The 14,625-nt window shown below is 71.8% G+C and carries 14 protein-coding genes; 11 read left to right on the forward strand and 3 right to left on the reverse strand.

What is annotated here, in order from left to right:
* The first annotated feature begins 15 nt into the window (after positions 1–15).
* The 4 genes from ACIBKX_RS31815 (at position 16) to ACIBKX_RS31830 (ending at position 3,524) form a co-directional block, all read left to right on the forward strand.
* A complete protein-coding gene (locus ACIBKX_RS31815) occupies positions 16–1,428 on the forward strand; it encodes an MFS transporter (RefSeq protein ID WP_399376628.1) in 1,413 nt (470 codons plus the stop codon).
* A gap of 77 nt (positions 1,429–1,505) precedes the next feature.
* Positions 1,506–2,015, forward strand: coding sequence for a DUF2771 domain-containing protein (locus tag ACIBKX_RS31820; RefSeq protein ID WP_363269825.1), 510 nt, complete (start codon positions 1,506–1,508; stop codon positions 2,013–2,015).
* Positions 1,985–2,671 carry a futalosine hydrolase gene (locus ACIBKX_RS31825; RefSeq protein WP_363269824.1) on the forward strand — a complete coding sequence of 229 codons (687 nt, stop codon included), beginning with the start codon at positions 1,985–1,987 and terminating at the stop codon, positions 2,669–2,671. The genes ACIBKX_RS31820 and ACIBKX_RS31825 overlap by 31 nt, the downstream gene beginning before the upstream one ends.
* The gene (locus tag ACIBKX_RS31830) at positions 2,664–3,524 is read left to right on the forward strand and encodes a 1,4-dihydroxy-6-naphthoate synthase (RefSeq protein WP_363269823.1); all 861 of its coding nucleotides are present in this window, start codon (positions 2,664–2,666) and stop codon (positions 3,522–3,524) included. Before ACIBKX_RS31825 ends, ACIBKX_RS31830 begins: the two co-directional genes overlap by 8 nt.
* A gap of 3 nt (positions 3,525–3,527) precedes the next feature.
* Here ACIBKX_RS31830 and ACIBKX_RS31835 read toward each other — a convergent pair whose 3' ends face one another.
* Entirely contained in the window at positions 3,528–3,911 is a 384-nt protein-coding gene (locus ACIBKX_RS31835) for a cold-shock protein (RefSeq protein ID WP_055701393.1), read from the reverse strand.
* A gap of 181 nt (positions 3,912–4,092) precedes the next feature.
* Between ACIBKX_RS31835 and ACIBKX_RS31840 the strand changes: the two genes are divergently transcribed.
* Entirely contained in the window at positions 4,093–4,344 is a 252-nt protein-coding gene (locus ACIBKX_RS31840; protein ID WP_363269822.1) for a hypothetical protein, read from the forward strand.
* Here ACIBKX_RS31840 and ACIBKX_RS31845 read toward each other — a convergent pair.
* The gene (locus ACIBKX_RS31845) at positions 4,337–4,966 is read right to left on the reverse strand and encodes an HAD hydrolase-like protein (RefSeq protein ID WP_363269821.1); all 630 of its coding nucleotides are present in this window, start codon (positions 4,964–4,966) and stop codon (positions 4,337–4,339) included. The two genes, ACIBKX_RS31840 and ACIBKX_RS31845, sit on opposite strands and share 8 nt — an antisense overlap.
* Positions 4,967–5,106: 140 nt before the next feature.
* Here ACIBKX_RS31845 and ACIBKX_RS31850 point away from each other — a divergent pair, with 140 nt between their 5' ends.
* Genes ACIBKX_RS31850 through ACIBKX_RS31865 form a run of 4 tightly spaced genes read left to right on the forward strand, consistent with a single transcriptional unit; the run spans position 5,107 to position 9,027 of the window.
* Positions 5,107–6,105 (forward strand): FecCD family ABC transporter permease, encoded by a 999-nt coding sequence (locus ACIBKX_RS31850; RefSeq protein WP_399376632.1) that lies wholly within the window; start codon positions 5,107–5,109, stop codon positions 6,103–6,105.
* Positions 6,105–7,184 carry an iron chelate uptake ABC transporter family permease subunit gene (locus tag ACIBKX_RS31855; protein WP_363269819.1) on the forward strand — a complete coding sequence of 360 codons (1,080 nt, stop codon included), beginning with the start codon at positions 6,105–6,107 and terminating at the stop codon, positions 7,182–7,184. The genes ACIBKX_RS31850 and ACIBKX_RS31855 overlap by 1 nt, the downstream gene beginning before the upstream one ends.
* Positions 7,181–8,044 carry an ABC transporter ATP-binding protein gene (locus ACIBKX_RS31860; protein ID WP_363269818.1) on the forward strand — a complete coding sequence of 288 codons (864 nt, stop codon included), beginning with the start codon at positions 7,181–7,183 and terminating at the stop codon, positions 8,042–8,044. The genes ACIBKX_RS31855 and ACIBKX_RS31860 overlap by 4 nt, the downstream gene beginning before the upstream one ends.
* Positions 8,041–9,027 (forward strand): iron-siderophore ABC transporter substrate-binding protein, encoded by a 987-nt coding sequence (locus tag ACIBKX_RS31865; RefSeq protein WP_363269817.1) that lies wholly within the window; start codon positions 8,041–8,043, stop codon positions 9,025–9,027. Before ACIBKX_RS31860 ends, ACIBKX_RS31865 begins: the two co-directional genes overlap by 4 nt.
* A 12-nt stretch (positions 9,028–9,039) precedes the next feature.
* Here the strand turns inward: ACIBKX_RS31865 and ACIBKX_RS31870 are convergent, their stop codons facing one another.
* A complete protein-coding gene (locus tag ACIBKX_RS31870) occupies positions 9,040–10,200 on the reverse strand; it encodes a hypothetical protein (RefSeq protein WP_363269816.1) in 1,161 nt (386 codons plus the stop codon).
* Between the two features lie 142 nt (positions 10,201–10,342).
* Between ACIBKX_RS31870 and ACIBKX_RS31875 the strand changes: the two genes are divergently transcribed.
* Positions 10,343–12,802 carry a helicase C-terminal domain-containing protein gene (locus ACIBKX_RS31875; protein ID WP_363269815.1) on the forward strand — a complete coding sequence of 820 codons (2,460 nt, stop codon included), beginning with the start codon at positions 10,343–10,345 and terminating at the stop codon, positions 12,800–12,802.
* 114 nt (positions 12,803–12,916) lie between these two features.
* Entirely contained in the window at positions 12,917–14,560 is a 1,644-nt protein-coding gene (locus ACIBKX_RS31880; protein WP_363269814.1) for a DNA repair helicase XPB, read from the forward strand.
* Positions 14,561–14,625 lie beyond the last annotated feature (65 nt).

Raw genomic sequence — 14,625 nt, forward strand, 5'->3', positions numbered from 1 at the left:
GGGCACTATGACGAGGTGGCCGCCGCAAGGTCGTCGTACAGAGGCCGCGGGCCGGGACCGGTGCTGAACCGGGCCGCCCGCTCGGTCGGCCGCGCCCTGCACCTGCCGTTCACCGGGACCGCGCGGGGCATCAGGAAGGCCACGCACGCGCACGGTGCGGGCGAGTCGGGCCTCGGCAAGCTGATCGAGCTGCACGCCGTGAACGGCGCGGGCGACGTCATGATCACCGTCGCCCTCGCCTCGACCGTGTTCTTCTCCGTGCCCACGGACGAGGCCCGCGGCCGTGTCGCCCTCTATCTCGCCATCACCATGGCGCCCTTCACCCTCCTCGCCCCCGTCATCGGCCCCCTCCTCGACCGCCTCCCGCACGGCCGCCGCTATGCGATGGCCGCCGCGATGCTGGCCCGCGCGCTCCTTGCCCTGCTGCTCTCGGAGGCCGTGATCACGGGCAGCCTGGAGCTGTATCCGGCCGCGCTCGGCGTCCTGGTCGCGTCGAAGGCGTACGGAGTGGTCCGCAGTGCCGTCGTGCCCAGACTGCTGCCCACCGGGTTCTCCCTGGTCAAGGCGAATTCCAGGGTCACTCTCGGCGGGCTGCTCGCCACCGGGATCGCCGCGCCCATCGGGGCGGGGCTCCAGGCGCTTGGACCGCGCTGGCCGCTCTACGGCGCCTTTGTGATCTTCATTGTCGGGATGTTCCTCTCGCTCTCCCTGCCGCCCAAGGTCGACTCGGCGAAGGGCGAGCACAAGGCGCTGCTCGCCGCCGACGAGGAGCACCTGCATCTGCACGCCCGCACCGAGGCCGCCTCGGACACGGCCAAGAAGCGGCGCCTGGGGCTGCGTACGGTCGGGCCCGCCGTCACCCACGCGCTCGCCGCCAACGCCGCGCTGCGCTGCCTCTCCGGGTTCCTCATCTTCTTCCTCGCCTTCCTGCTGCGCGAGCATCCGCTCGCCGGGCAGAGCGCGGCGGTGTCGCTGGGGATAGTGGGCGTCGCGGCGGGGGTGGGGAACGCGCTGGGCACGGCCGTCGGCGCCGGTCTGAAGTCGCGCGCGCCGGAGATCATCATCGTGACCGTCGTCGGTGTCGTGCTCGGCGTGGCGATCACCTCGGCGGTGTTCTTCGGGGCGGTGGGCGTCGCCTGTCTGGGCGCGGTCGCGGGCTTCGCGCAGGCCATGTCGAAGCTGTCCCTGGACGCGCTGATCCAGCGGGACGTACCGGAACAGGTCCGCACCTCGGCCTTCGCCCGCTCCGAGACGACCCTCCAGGTCGCCTGGGTGCTCGGCGGCGGCATCGGCATGGCGCTGCCGCTGAACGGGTCACTGGGTCTTTCGGCCGCCGCCGCGATCGTCGCCGTGGGCTGGCTTTCGACCGCGCGGGGGCTGCTCGCGGCGGCCCGGCACGGCGGCCCGCGGCGGCGCCGGGTGGCGTGAGCCCGTCGAACGGGACGGGCGGCACGCCGCGACCCCCACGTGGCGGTGCGGCACGGGGTGCCCGATAGCCTTCGCCCATGACCTCCCTGCTCCGCGGCGGAGCCGCACACGTTCTCGGCTCGGCGCGTCGCCGCCGTTCCGTGGCTGCCATTGGCGCTGTCTCCGCCGGACTCCTCGTCCTGTCCGCCTGCGACAAGCCCACGCCGCTCGCCACCATCACCGTCGGCGGCAACTCGGTGAACTCCGAGGCCTCCTGCTACAACGACGGCGATGAGCTCAAGCAGTCCCAGATCCAGGGCTGCCTGAAGGACAAGGACATCAAGTCCATCAAGGTCGATCCCGACGAGAAGGTCCGCTTCGGCGTCGACCCGGAGATCGCCGAGAAGGGCTGGACGCTGCTGATGAACGGTCAGCCGCTGACCGAGTCCAGCGACAAGACGTACGTCGTCATCCCCGGCAGCGTCTTCTTCAACCAGCAGTACGGCGGCGGCACCAACGCCACCACCGTCAGCCTGCTGGAGGGCGGCAAGGGCTCCGAGTCCAAGGCGACGGGCCTGTGGTCGTTCAAGCTCGAGAAGGACTCCTGATCGCGTCCTCCTCCGTACGTGTTCTTGTCGCCACCGCTGTCCCGGCCGAACGGGACGCGGTGGCCAAGGGCCTTCCTGCTGAGTACGGCGATGTGGTCGCCGTCGGCGTAGGCCCCGCGGCAGCGGCCGCACACACTGCCGCCGCGCTGGCCCGCGCCCCGTACGACCTGGTGATCTCGGCAGGCATCGGCGGCGGCTTCCAGCCCGAGGCTCCCGTCGGCTCCCTCGTCCTCGCCGACGAGATCACCGCGGCCGATCTGGGCGCCGAGACGCCGGAGGGCTTCCTGCCGGTGACCGAGCTCGGCTTCGGCGCCATCACGCACGTCCCGCCGCGTCCTCTCGTACGGGAGCTGGCCGCGGCGACCGGCTGCCGTGCGGGTGCTGTTCTCACCGTCTCCACCGTGACCGGCTCCGCCGGGCGGGCCGCCGAGCTGCGGCGGCGCCATCCCGGCGCGCTCGCCGAGGCGATGGAGGGGTTCGGGGTCGCGGAGGCGGCCGCCGCGTACGGGCTGCCGGTCCTGGAGATCCGCGCGGTGTCCAACGCCGTGGGGCCGCGCGACCGTGCCGCCTGGCGGATCGGCGAGGCGCTTGCCGCACTGGGCGACGCGTTCGGGAAGTTCGCGCCGGTACTGGAGAGTTGGAAGAAGCATGACTGAGCCTCAGCTGGACCGCCCGCTGCAGATCGCGTACTCGCCCTGCCCCAACGACACGTTCGTCTTCGATGCCTGGGCGCACGGCCGGGTGCCGGGCGCGCCCGGGCTCGACGTGACGTTCGCGGACATCGACATCACCAACGGCATGGCCGAGCGGGGCGAGTTCGACGTACTGAAGGTGTCGTACGCCGTGCTGCCCTACGTCCTCGACGAGTACGCGCTGCTGCCGTGCGGCGGGGCGCTGGGCCGCGGCTGCGGGCCCCTGGTGCTCACCCGTGAGCCGGGCGTCGACCTGACCGGCAAGACGGTCGCCGTGCCGAGCGAGAAGTCGACGGCGTACCTGCTGTTCCGCCTCTGGGCGGCGGACACGCTGTCCTCCGGCGGGGTCGGCGAGATCGTCGTCCTCCCCTTCGACCAGATCATGCCGGCGGTGCGGGACGGGAAGGTCGACGCGGGCCTGGTCATCCATGAGGCGCGCTTCACGTACCAGAACTACGGGCTGCACTGCCTGGCCGACATGGGCGAGCACTGGGAGAACACCACGGGCCTCCCGATCCCGCTGGGCGCGATCATCGCCAAGCGGTCGCTGGGCGAGGCCCGCCTGCGTCAGCTCGCGGACGCGGCCCGCACATCGGTCCGCATGGCCTGGGACGACCCCGAGGCCTCCCGCCCCTACGTCCTGGAACACGCCCAGGAAATGGACCCGGCGGTCGCCGACCAGCACATCGGCCTGTACGTGAACGAGTTCACGGCGGACCTGGGCGAGAACGGCTACGCGGCGATCCGCGGCCTCCTGACGCGGGCGGCAGCGGAGGGTCTGGTACCACCGCTGGCGCCCGACGCCCTGAAGTTCTGACCGCTAGACGTCCAGCTGGTCCGCCACCGCGCGGAGCAGGCCCGCGATCTTGGCGCCCGAGGCCTTGTCGGGGTAGCGGCCCTTCTCCAGCATCGGGGTGATGTTCTCCAGCAGCGTCGTCAAGTCCTGGACGATCGATGCCAGTTCGTCCGGCTTGCGGCGCTGCGCAGCCGCGACGGACGGCGTCGGGTCGAGGATCGTGACCGAGAGAGCCTGATCGCCGCGCTGCCCCGCGACCACGCCGAACTCGACGCGCTGTCCGGGCTTGAGTGTGTCGACGCCGGCGGGCAGTACTGAGGAGTGCACGAAGACGTCGCCGCCGTCGTCGCGGGAGAGAAAGCCGAAGCCCTTCTCGCTGTTGAACCACTTGACCTTGCCGGTAGGCACGTGAAGTCCTCGTCCTCGTACTTGTCGTCGTACGTCGTCGTACGCGTCTATGCCGCGGAAAACGGCTCTGGATAGCACTACAGCGGGTCGCCCGACCCGCCAGCACCAAGACTATTGGTCCGGGAGCCGGTGACAAGACGTCCCCGGATTTCTCCTACGCGCTGGGAACTACCCTGGTGGGGTGCGTGACAAAACCCAAGCGAATTCCGCCGGACCGGGCGACGGCCTCGTCCGTGCCGGAGCGATCGTCTTCTTCGTCGGAGCCGTGGCCACTCTGGTCACGGTGGCCCCGCTGTTCCTCGGCACGGACCCCTTCCCGTCCCTCGCGTACGCGGTATGCATGCTGATGGGCGTCGGATTCCTCATCGCCGCCGCGGGCGTGCTCCGCGGTATCGCCGTCCAGCGCCGCCAGGCGAAGGCGAGCGCTACTTAACGGCGCCCCCGGCGACGTACGCGTCGAGCCAGGCGGGAAACTCCGTCAGGTCGCCGAGCACGGTGTCAGCGCCCGCCGCGCGCAGTTCCGCTGCGTCGCACGGCCCGGTCGCCACCGCGACGGACAGCGCGCCCGCCGTACGCGCACCGCGTACATCGCCGGTGTGGTCCCCGACGTACACCGCCGCGTCGTGCTCGCGCAGCGCCTCCGCCTTCGCCTCCGCCCAGAGCCAGCCGATCACCGCGTCCGCCTCGATGCCGAGGTGCGTCAGATGCAGCTTGGCGTTGGGCTCGTGTTTGGCGGTCACCACGATCGCCCGGCCGCCGTGCGCGCGCACCGCCGCGACGGCCTCGCGGGCGCCGGGCATCGCGAGCGTGGGGGCGATGGCGTATGTGGGATAGATCTCACGGTAGCGGTCGCCCAGCTCCTGGATCCGCTCCTCGGGGAACCAGTGCCGCAGCTCCTCCTCCAGCGGCGGGCCGAGGCGGGAGGTGACCAGATCGACGTCTATGTACGTGCCCGTCTCCGCGGAGAGCGCCTCGTAGGCCGCCCTGATGCCGGGCCGGGAGTCGATCAGGGTCATGTCGAGGTCGAATCCGACCGTGAGTGCGCGTGAGGTCATGGGGCCATTGTGCCGAGCGCCCACGGCCCGCAGACGGCGACTGGGGTCCCCCTTACACTTAGCCAAGCCTTACCTCCGCTTTACCTCGGCCTGGCCGATTCCGTCCCTCCGACCCTCGACCCTCGAAACGAGCTCAGCCGATGCGTGTGCCAGCCAGACGCGTTGTCGCGATGACGGCGGCCGTGCTGGCCCTGCTGGTCGCGGTTCTGCTCAGTCTCTCCGTCGGCGCCCGCGCGATCGCGCCGTCCGCCGTCCTCGACGCCCTGCTGCACGGCGGGCACAGCGACGCCGCCGAGGTCATCCGCGAGATGCGGGTGCCGCGTACGGTGATCGGCCTGATGGTCGGCGCCGCGCTCGCCCTCGCCGGCACCGTCCTCCAGGGCATCACCCGCAACCCCATCGCCGACCCCGGCATCCTCGGCATCAGCCAGGGCGCCTCGGTGGGTGTGGTGACGGCGATCGCCTTCGCGGGCGTCCACACCTTGACCGGATACGTCTGGTACGCCTTCGTCGGCGCCGGACTCGCCTCGGTCGCCGTCTACGCGATCGCGTCCAGCGGACGCGGCGGCGCGACCCCGGTGAAACTCGCGCTCGGCGGCGCCGCGATCAACGCGCTGCTCGTCTCGCTCACCACCGCCGTACTCACCACCAAGGCGTCCGCGCTCGACGAGTTCCGCTTCTGGCAGGTGGGGTCGCTGTCCGGGCGTGACGCGGAGATCGTCGGGCAGATCTGGCCGTTCCTGCTGGTGGGTCTGGTGCTGGTGCTGTCCGTGGCGCGCGGGCTCGACGCGCTCGCCCTCGGCGAGGACGTGGCGAAGGGGCTCGGGCAGAAGGTCGCGACGGTACGGATCGTCGGCGGCCTTGGGGCGACCGTGCTCACCGGCGCGGGCGTCGCCGCCGCCGGGCCCATCGCCTTCACCGGCCTCGCCGTCCCGCACATCGCCCGCGCGATCGTGGGCAGCGATCATCGCTGGGTGCTGCCGATGGCGGCCGTACTCGGCCCGGTGATGCTGCTGGTCTCCGACACCGTCGGGCGGATCATCTTCCCGCCGAGCGAGGTGCCTGCCGGGGTGATGACCTCGCTCATCGGGGTGCCGTTCCTTGTGGTCCTGGTGCGCCGGAAGGCGGTTGCCGCCTGATGTCCGTTGCCTCCGCCTCCTCCGCCTCCCGTGTCCGCCCTGCCGGGTACTCGGTCGTCCGGTTCAAGAAGGCCGCCTTCCTGCTGCACCGCCGCGCAGCGGCGGTCGCCCTCGCTCTCGGCGTCCTGCTCGCGGCAGCCTGCCTCGCGTACCTCTGCATGGGCGAGTCCTTCGTCCAGCCCGTCGAAGCCCTGAAGGTCGTCTTCGGACAGCCGTCGCCCGACGAGCTGGTCGTCGGCACGCTGCGCGAACCCCGCATGGTCGTCGGCCTCCTCGTCGGCGCCGCGTTCGGCGTGGCCGGCGGGCTCATCCAGACCGTCGCCCGCAACCCCCTCGCCAGCCCCGACATCATCGGCATCAGCCAGGGCGCGAGCGCCGTGACGGTCGGCGCGATGACCCTCGGCGTCACCTCGTACACCGTGCTGCCGTACCTCTCGGTGCTCGGCGGCATCGCCGCCGCAGCCCTCGTGTACGTCTTCGCCTGGCGAGGCGGCCTGCACGCCACCCGCTTCGTGCTGATCGGCATCGGCTTCGCCATCGCCCTCAGGTCCATCACCACGCTCTTCATGACGAAGGGCGACTACCTCGTCGCCCAGCAGGCGCAGATCTGGATGACGGGCTCGCTCAACGGCCGCGGCTGGGCGGAGGCGCAGCCCCTCGGGCTCACCCTCCTCGTCCTCCTGCCGTTCGTCGCGTGGGCCGCCCGCGCCCAGCGCTCCGTGACCATGGACGACGACACGGCGACGGCACTCGGGGTGCGCCTGGGCCACGTACGCCTCGGTCTCGTCCTGCTCGGCGTCGTCCTCGCCTCCGTGGCGACCGGCGCCGCGGGTCCCGTCGACTTCGTGGCGCTGCTCGCCCCGCAGATCGCCCGCAGGCTGACCCGCACCGCGCAGATCCCGCTGCTCAGTTCGGCGCTGCTCGGGGCGCTCGTCGTGGTCCTCGCGGACCTGCTGGCCCGGAAGCTCTTCTCGCCGACCGAGCTGCCGGTCGGCGTGCTCACGGCGGCCGTCGGAGCGCCGTACCTGATCTGGCTGATCGTCCGCAGCCGTTCCGTCCGCAATGGAGGCACCTCGTGACCGCCGCCCGTCTGAGCGCCCGCGAGCTGACCCTCGCCTACGAGGACCGCGAGGTCGTGCACGAGCTCGACCTGGCGGTCCCGGACGGCAAGGTGACCGTCATCGTCGGCCCCAACGCCTGCGGGAAGTCGACGACCCTGCGCGCGCTCGGCCGGCTCCTCAAGCCGAAGAGCGGCGCGGTGCTGCTCGACGGCGAGGCGCTCGCCAAGCTGCCGACCAAGAAGATCGCCCAGCAGATCGGCCTGCTCCCGCAGACGCCCGTCGCGCCCGAGGCGATCACCGTCGGCGACCTCGTGGCACGCGGCCGCCAGCCGCACCAGCACTGGTGGCAGCAGTGGTCCGAGGAGGACGAGAAGGCGGTGACGGAGGCGATGGAACGTACCGACGTGTCCGCGCTCGCCGAACGGTCCGTCGACGAACTCTCCGGCGGCCAGCGCCAGCGCGTCTGGATCGCGATGGCGCTCGCCCAGGACACCGATCTGCTGCTCCTGGACGAGCCGACGACGTATCTCGACATCTCGCACCAGGTGGAGGTCCTCGACCTCGTACGGCAGCTGAACCACGACCGCGGCCGCACCGTGGTCGTCGTCCTGCACGACCTCAACCAGGCCGCCCGGTACGCCGACCACCTCGTCGCCATGAAGGCGGGCCGGATCGTCGCGGAGGGCGCCCCGGCCGATGTCGTCACCGAGGACCTCGTGCGCGAGGTGTTCGGCCTGGAGTGTGTCGTCGTACCGGATCCGGTGACCGGATCCCCGCTGGTCGTGCCCGGAGCCCCCTGGGCCGCCGACTCCCCGCAGACGCCCCCCGCACCCTCCGCACCCTCCTCAACCGCTCGAAAGGTGGCCCAGCAGCCATGACCGCCCTGCCCAGTTCCCCGAACCGCCGTCGCGCCCTCGCCGCGGGCGCCCTCGCCCTCAGCGGTGCGCTCGCCCTGTCGGCCTGCGGGTCCTCGGACTCCGGCAAGGACTCCGCCGGCTCCGGCAAGACTCACACCGTCAAGACGGTCATGGGTGACGTGAAGGTGCCCGTCAACCCCAAGCGGGTGGTCGTCCTCGACACCGCCGAACTGGACTCCGCGATCACGCTGGGCGTGAAGCCGGTCGGCGCCACGCACGTCGAGGCGGAGTCGGGCTTCCTTGGCTATCTGCCCAAGGACGAGGTCAGCGGCATCAAGGACGTCGGCGAGATGCTGAACCCGAACATGGAGGCCATCGCGGCCCTCGACCCGGACGTCATCCTGACCTCGAAGATCCGGCACGGCGCCAAATACGACCAGCTCAAGAAGATCGCGCCGACCGTCATGACGGAGACGACGGGCTACCCCTGGAAGGAGAACTTCCAGGTGCACGCCGACGCGATGGGCAAGAAGGCCGAGGCGAAGAAGGTCGTCTCCGACTACGAGGCGCACGCGAAGAAGGTCACCGAGGCGATCGGCGGCCCCGAGAAGGCCAAGGCGACGAAGGTCAACGTCATCCGCTTCATGGAGGGCGCCGACATCCGCCTCTACGGCGAGCAGAGCTACATCGCCACGCTGCTCAAGGACGTCGGTCTCGGCCGCTCGGCGGTCTCCGCGAAGGCCAAGGACGGCTTCTCGTACGACCTGTCGCCCGAGAAGATCGACCTCGCCGACACGGACGTCATCTTCCAGTCGACGTACGGCGATCCGAAGAAGGCCAAGGAGACGCAGACCGTCGGCAGCAGCCTCTGGAAGAACATGAAGGCGGTGAAGTCGGGCAACGTCCACACCGTCGAGGACGAGCTGTGGATCCAGGGCATCGGCTACACCGCGGCGGAGAAGATCCTGGACGAGATGCAGGCGGACCTGACGAAGAAGAAGTAACTCACCCGCGCCTCACGGCCGTTGCCGCTGCGATCTCCACAACAGGAAGAGCGCGGAGGCGACGGCCGCGCCGCGCAGCACCCAGGGCCAGGTGTCGGACATCGCGTCGTTCATGTGGCCGTCCCGGATGGGCTCGCCCCAGCGCCCGTCGCTCCGGCCCCACAGCCAGGTGATCCCGGCGGCGAGGGCGAGTCCGGGCAGCCCGAAGACGGCCCACTTCGCCTCGGCGGGGCTGAGCCTGCGCGAGACGTAGGCGAGGAGCCAGCCGCCGCCGAGGGCGGGCAGATTGCCGAGGATGGCGCCGACGGTGAGGAGCGCGGCGGCGAGGAGGAGCAGGGGGTTGCTGAGGCCGGTGCCGCCACCGGTCCTGCGGCCGCCGGTCTTGCCGCCACCGGTCTTCCCGCCGCCGGTTTTCGCGGGCCGGAGCCGGAAGCGCCGCCGGGGCGCGGCCTCGACGCCTTCGTCGTCGTCCTCCTCGCCCTCTTCCTCGTCCCATTCCTCTTCCCCGTCGGCCTCTTCGGGCTCGTCGTCGGGGCGCTTCTTGGGCGGCGGCTTGAGTATTTCGGGGATCTCCACGCCGCCGGTGAAGCCCGGCACGCTGTCGGCGAGGCCGAACGGCCCGGTCTCGCCGGGTTCGACGCGCCACCAGTCGGGCTCGGAGCCGCTGGGTCCCAGCTCGTCGGTGCCCGCGAGGTGCGGCGGCGAGGGCCGGAAGTCGTCCTGGGCCGGCTCGGGTTCGTCGGCGGCGGGCCGGGGGCGGGGCACGATGCGGCGCAGGCGCTTGGGCTTCTGCGCCGGTTCGTCGGAGGTGCGCTGGGTGGGGACGGCGGGACGGGGGAAGTCCTTCTTGGCCTGCGGCTTCCTGGACTGAGGATTCCTGGACTGAGGATTCCTGGACTGAGGATTTCCGGCCGGCGGTTCCTCGACGTCGTCCGCGCGGTACGACCCTCCCCCGGCAGCCGCGTCGACAAGATCCTCCGGGGTGCCGAGGCGGTCCAGGATGCGGCGTATCGCGACCGGGGTGTCCGCGGCCTTCGCGCGGCTGCGGTCGATCTCGTTCCGCAGCTCCGTGACCAGGCGCATGCGGGTGCCGGACGGCAGTTGGCGCTGCTGGGCCAGGTCACCGACGCGGCTCAGATAGTCGAAGACGAGCTGATCGCTCTCGATCCCCACGAAGTCCCCTCCGGGGCGGCCTCGTTGACGCCCGCCCGTTGTACCCGGTCGCCCGACGGTACCGCGTCCGCCGGGGCGCCGGGCCAGGCACCCGGCAGCGGGAACGCCCTGGGGCCCGCCCCGACCCGCTACCGTGAGCCGGATGAGCACCGACGAGCAGCCCCAGCGCCCAGCGGACACGCCCCGGTCCCTCGCCGAGGCCCTCCGCGCCCGCGGCGACGAGTCCCTCGGCGCGCTGCTCCATGCCCGCCCCGACCTGCTCAACCCGGTCCCCACCGACCTCACCCAGCTGGCCACCCGCGCCGCGACCCGCGCCTCCGTGGTGCGCGCGCTCGAACGGCTCGACCGGTTCGCGCAGCAGGTCGCCGAGGCGCTGGCGGTGGCGCCGGATCCGGCGACGTACGCGGAACTGCACGCGCTGATCGCGGGGGACGAAGGGGGCGACGCCACGCTGGACGAGGCCCTGGCCCGTGCCCTCGCCACGCTGCGGGAGCAGGCGTTGGTGTGGGGCACCGACGATCGCGTACGTCTGGTGCGCACCGCGCGGGAGCTGCTGGCGCCGGCGCCGCAGTACCCCTCGCCCACGGGTCTGGGCCCGACGGTCGCCGAGGCCACCGCGGGCATGTCGCCGAACCGCATCCAGGACATCGTGACGGCGGCGGGGCTGCCGTCCACGCACGACGCGGTCTCGGCGGTGGGCTCGCTCACCGGGCTGTTCACGGACCGCACGCGGATGTCGGCGCTCCTGGACGAGGCGCCCGCCGAGTCGGTGGAGGTGCTGTCGCGCCTGGTCTGGGGCCCGCCCTACGGCCAGGTGACGGCGGACCCGGCACGCCACCTGCGCTGGCTCCTGGACCGCGGCCTGCTCCTGCCCACGTCGCCCGGCACGGTGGTGCTCCCCCGCGAGGCGGCGCTGCACCTGCGGGCGGGCCACGCGCACCGCGCCCTCGAACCCGTCGCACCGCCCCTGGAGCCGCTGCGCGAACACCGTCCACAGGTTGTGGACGCGACGGCGGCGGGCCAGTCGTACACGGCGCTCGCCACGGTCGAGGAGCTCCTGAAGGACTGGGACGAGGGCGGCCCTGCGGTGCTCCGGGCGGGCGGGCTGAGCGTCCGCGACCTGAAGCGCACGGCGGTGGCCCTGGACCTCCCCGAGCCGACGGCGGCGTTCTGGGTCGAACTGGCCTACGCGGCAGGCCTGCTGGCGTCGGACGGCGAGGCGGACGAGCGGTACGCGGCGACTCCGGCGTACGACGACTGGCTGGAGCTGCCCGCCGCCGAGCGCTGGTCGGTCCTCGCCACGGCCTGGCTGACGGCGACCCGCACGGCGGGCCTGATCGGCGGCCGTGACGGCAAGGACCGCACACTGTCGGCGCTGGGCCCGCACCTGGACCGCTCGTCGGCGCCGGAGGTACGCCACCGGGTCCTGACCCTCCTCACGACCCTCCCGGAGGGCACGAGCCCGACCCCCGACTCGCTCCTGACCCGCCTGCGCTGGGAGCACCCGCCGCGCGGCGGGGCCACGGAGTCCGCACCACCGGACCTCCGCTCCCGCGTCACCCAATGGACGCTGAACGAGGCGGAGTTGCTGGGCGTGACGGGCCGCGGGGCGCTGTCGTCACATGGCAGGGCGCTGCTGGGCGCGGGGGAATCCGGCTCCTCCCCGCTACCGGCATCGGCGGCAACGGCCTCCCGCCTCCTCACCCCCCTCCTCCCCACTCCCCTGGACCACGTACTCCTCCAGGCGGACCTGACGGCGGTGGCCCCGGGCCCGTTGGAGCGCCCCCTGGCGGAGACCCTCGCGGTCCTGGCGGACGTGGAGTCAAAGGGCGGGGCGACGGTGTACCGCTTCACTCCGGGCTCCGTGCGCCGAGCCCTGGACGCGGGAAAGTCGGCGTCCGACCTGCACGCGTTCCTCTCGGCCCACTCCCGCACACCCGTCCCGCAACCCCTCGCGTACCTGATCGACGACGTGGCCCGAAAGCACGGCCACCTCCGGATCGGCGCGGCGTCGGCGTACGTCCGCTGCGACGACGAGGCCCTGCTGAACGAGATCCTGGCCGACAAGCGCTCCCAGTCCCTGCGCCTGCGCCGCCTGGCGCCGACGGTCCTGGCGGCCCAGGCCGATCCGGCCGCACTCCTGGACGGCCTCCGGTCGATGGGCTTCGCCCCGGCCGCGGAGAGCGCGGAGGGCGACGTCCTGATCACCCGGGCCCACGCCCACCGCACCCCGCCCCGCACCCCTCCGGAGCCGGTCCACGACGGCCCGCCGCTGCCGGACGAGACGATGATCGGCGCGGCGGTCCGCGCGATCAGGGCAGGCGACCTGGCCTCGACGACCCCGCGCAAGGACACCCCGTCGACCCCGGGCGCGCTCCCCCGCACCACGGCGGCGGAGACCCTCGCCACGATGCAGGCGGCGGTCCTGACGGGCGAGGCGGTCTGGATCGGCTACGTCAACGCGGAGGGCTCGGCAAGCCAGCGGGTGATCGCCCCGATCCGGGTGGAGGGCGGCTTTGTCACTGCGTTCGACCACACGGCGGACGAGGTGCGGACGTATCCGTTGCATCGGGTTACGGGGGTGGCGGAGTTGGCCGAGTAGCGGCGGGCTCCCGCCGCGCCGGACCACACACAACCGCCCCTGTATCCCACGTCACCCCGCTCCCCCGCCCCGATACGGCACACTGGACGTTTGGCCTATCGGAAAGGCGGGCGCGTGAACGGTCCCCTCATCGTCCAGTCGGACAAGACTCTGCTGCTCGAGGTCGACCACGAGCAGGCCGAGGCCTGCCGGCGGGCCATCGCGCCGTTCGCGGAGCTGGAGCGTGCTCCCGAGCACATCCATACCTACCGCGTCACCCCGCTCGGGCTGTGGAACGCCCGTGCCGCCGGGCATGACGCCGAGCAGGTCGTCGACGCGCTCGTGGAGTTCTCCCGGTATCCCGTGCCGCACGCGCTGCTCGTGGACGTCGCCGAGACCATGGCCCGGTACGGGCGGCTGACGCTGTCCAAGCACCCCACGCACGGGCTTGTGCTGACCACCACCGACCGGCCCGTCCTCGAAGAGATCCTGCGGTCCAAGAAGATCCAGCCGCTCGTCGGGGAGCGGGTCGACGCCGACACCGTCGTCGTCCATCCCTCCGAGCGGGGCCAGATCAAGCAGACGCTGCTCAAGCTGGGGTGGCCCGCCGAGGATCTTGCCGGGTACGTCGACGGGGAAGCCCATCGGATCGACCTCGCCGAGGACGGGTGGGCGCTGCGGCCCTATCAGAAGCAGGCCGTCGAGGGGTTCTGGCACGGCGGCAGTGGTGTTGTCGTGCTGCCCTGTGGGGCGGGGAAGACGCTTGTCGGTGCCGGGGCCATGGCCGAGGCCAAGGCGACCACCCTCATCCTCGTCACCAACACCGTTTCCGCCCGGCAGTGGAAGCACGAGCTGGTGAAGCGGACCTCCCTGACGGAGGACGAGATCGGGGAGTACAGCGGGACGCGGAAGGAGATCCGGCCCGTCACCATTGCCACCTATCAGGTGCTGACCACCAAGCGGAAAGGTGTCTATCCGCACCTTGAGCTCTTCGATTCCCGCGACTGGGGACTCATCGTCTATGACGAGGTGCATCTGCTGCCCGCGCCCGTCTTCAAGTTCACCGCCGACCTGCAGGCCCGGCGGCGGCTCGGGCTCACCGCCACCCTGGTCAGGGAAGACGGGCGGGAGTCCGATGTCTTCTCCTTGATCGGGCCCAAGCGGTTCGATGCTCCCTGGAAGGAGATCGAGGCCCAGGGGTACATCGCGCCCGCCGACTGTGTCGAGGTCCGGGTCAATCTGACCGACAGCGAGCGGCTCGCCTACGCCACCGCCGAAGCCGAGGAGAAGTACCGGTTCTGCGCCACCACCGCCACCAAGCGGAAGGTGACGGAGGCGCTCGTCAAGAAGCATGCCGGGGAGCAGACCCTCGTCATCGGGCAGTACATCGACCAGCTCGACGAGCTGGGCGAGCATCTCGACGCCCCCGTCATCAAGGGCGAGACCACCAACGCCCAGCGCGAGAAGCTCTTCGACGCCTTCCGGGAGGGCGAGATCTCGGTTCTCGTCGTGTCCAAGGTCGCCAACTTCTCCATCGACCTGCCCGAGGCCACCGTCGCCATCCAGGTGTCGGGGACGTTCGGGTCACGGCAGGAGGAGGCGCAGCGGCTCGGGCGGGTTCTGCGCCCGAAGGCCGACGGGCACGAGGCGCGCTTCTACTCCGTCGTCGCCCGCGACACCATCGACCAGGACTTCGCCGCGCACCGGCAGCGGTTCCTCGCCGAGCAGGGGTACGCGTACCGGATCGTCGACGCGGACGAGCTGCTGACCGGGGGCTGAGCGAACGGGACCTCGGACGCGGGGGTGGCTCGGTACGCTGAAGTGCGAGCCACCACTGACCGAAG

This window comes from Streptomyces sp. NPDC050658, assembly GCF_044457025.1.
In the GTDB taxonomy this organism is placed as follows: domain Bacteria; phylum Actinomycetota; class Actinomycetes; order Streptomycetales; family Streptomycetaceae; genus Streptomyces.

Coding starts and splice junctions, on each gene's coding strand:
- ACIBKX_RS31875 (WP_363269815.1), top strand. CDS start 10,343: ATGAGCACCGACGAGCAGCCCCAGCGCCCAGCGGACACGCCCCGGTCC.
- ACIBKX_RS31830 (WP_363269823.1), top strand. CDS start 2,664: ATGACTGAGCCTCAGCTGGACCGCCCGCTGCAGATCGCGTACTCGCCC.
- ACIBKX_RS31855 (WP_363269819.1), top strand. CDS start 6,105: ATGTCCGTTGCCTCCGCCTCCTCCGCCTCCCGTGTCCGCCCTGCCGGG.
- ACIBKX_RS31820 (WP_363269825.1), top strand. CDS start 1,506: ATGACCTCCCTGCTCCGCGGCGGAGCCGCACACGTTCTCGGCTCGGCG.
- ACIBKX_RS31850 (WP_399376632.1), top strand. CDS start 5,107: ATGCGTGTGCCAGCCAGACGCGTTGTCGCGATGACGGCGGCCGTGCTG.
- ACIBKX_RS31845 (WP_363269821.1), bottom strand. CDS start 4,966: ATGACCTCACGCGCACTCACGGTCGGATTCGACCTCGACATGACCCTG.
- ACIBKX_RS31865 (WP_363269817.1), top strand. CDS start 8,041: ATGACCGCCCTGCCCAGTTCCCCGAACCGCCGTCGCGCCCTCGCCGCG.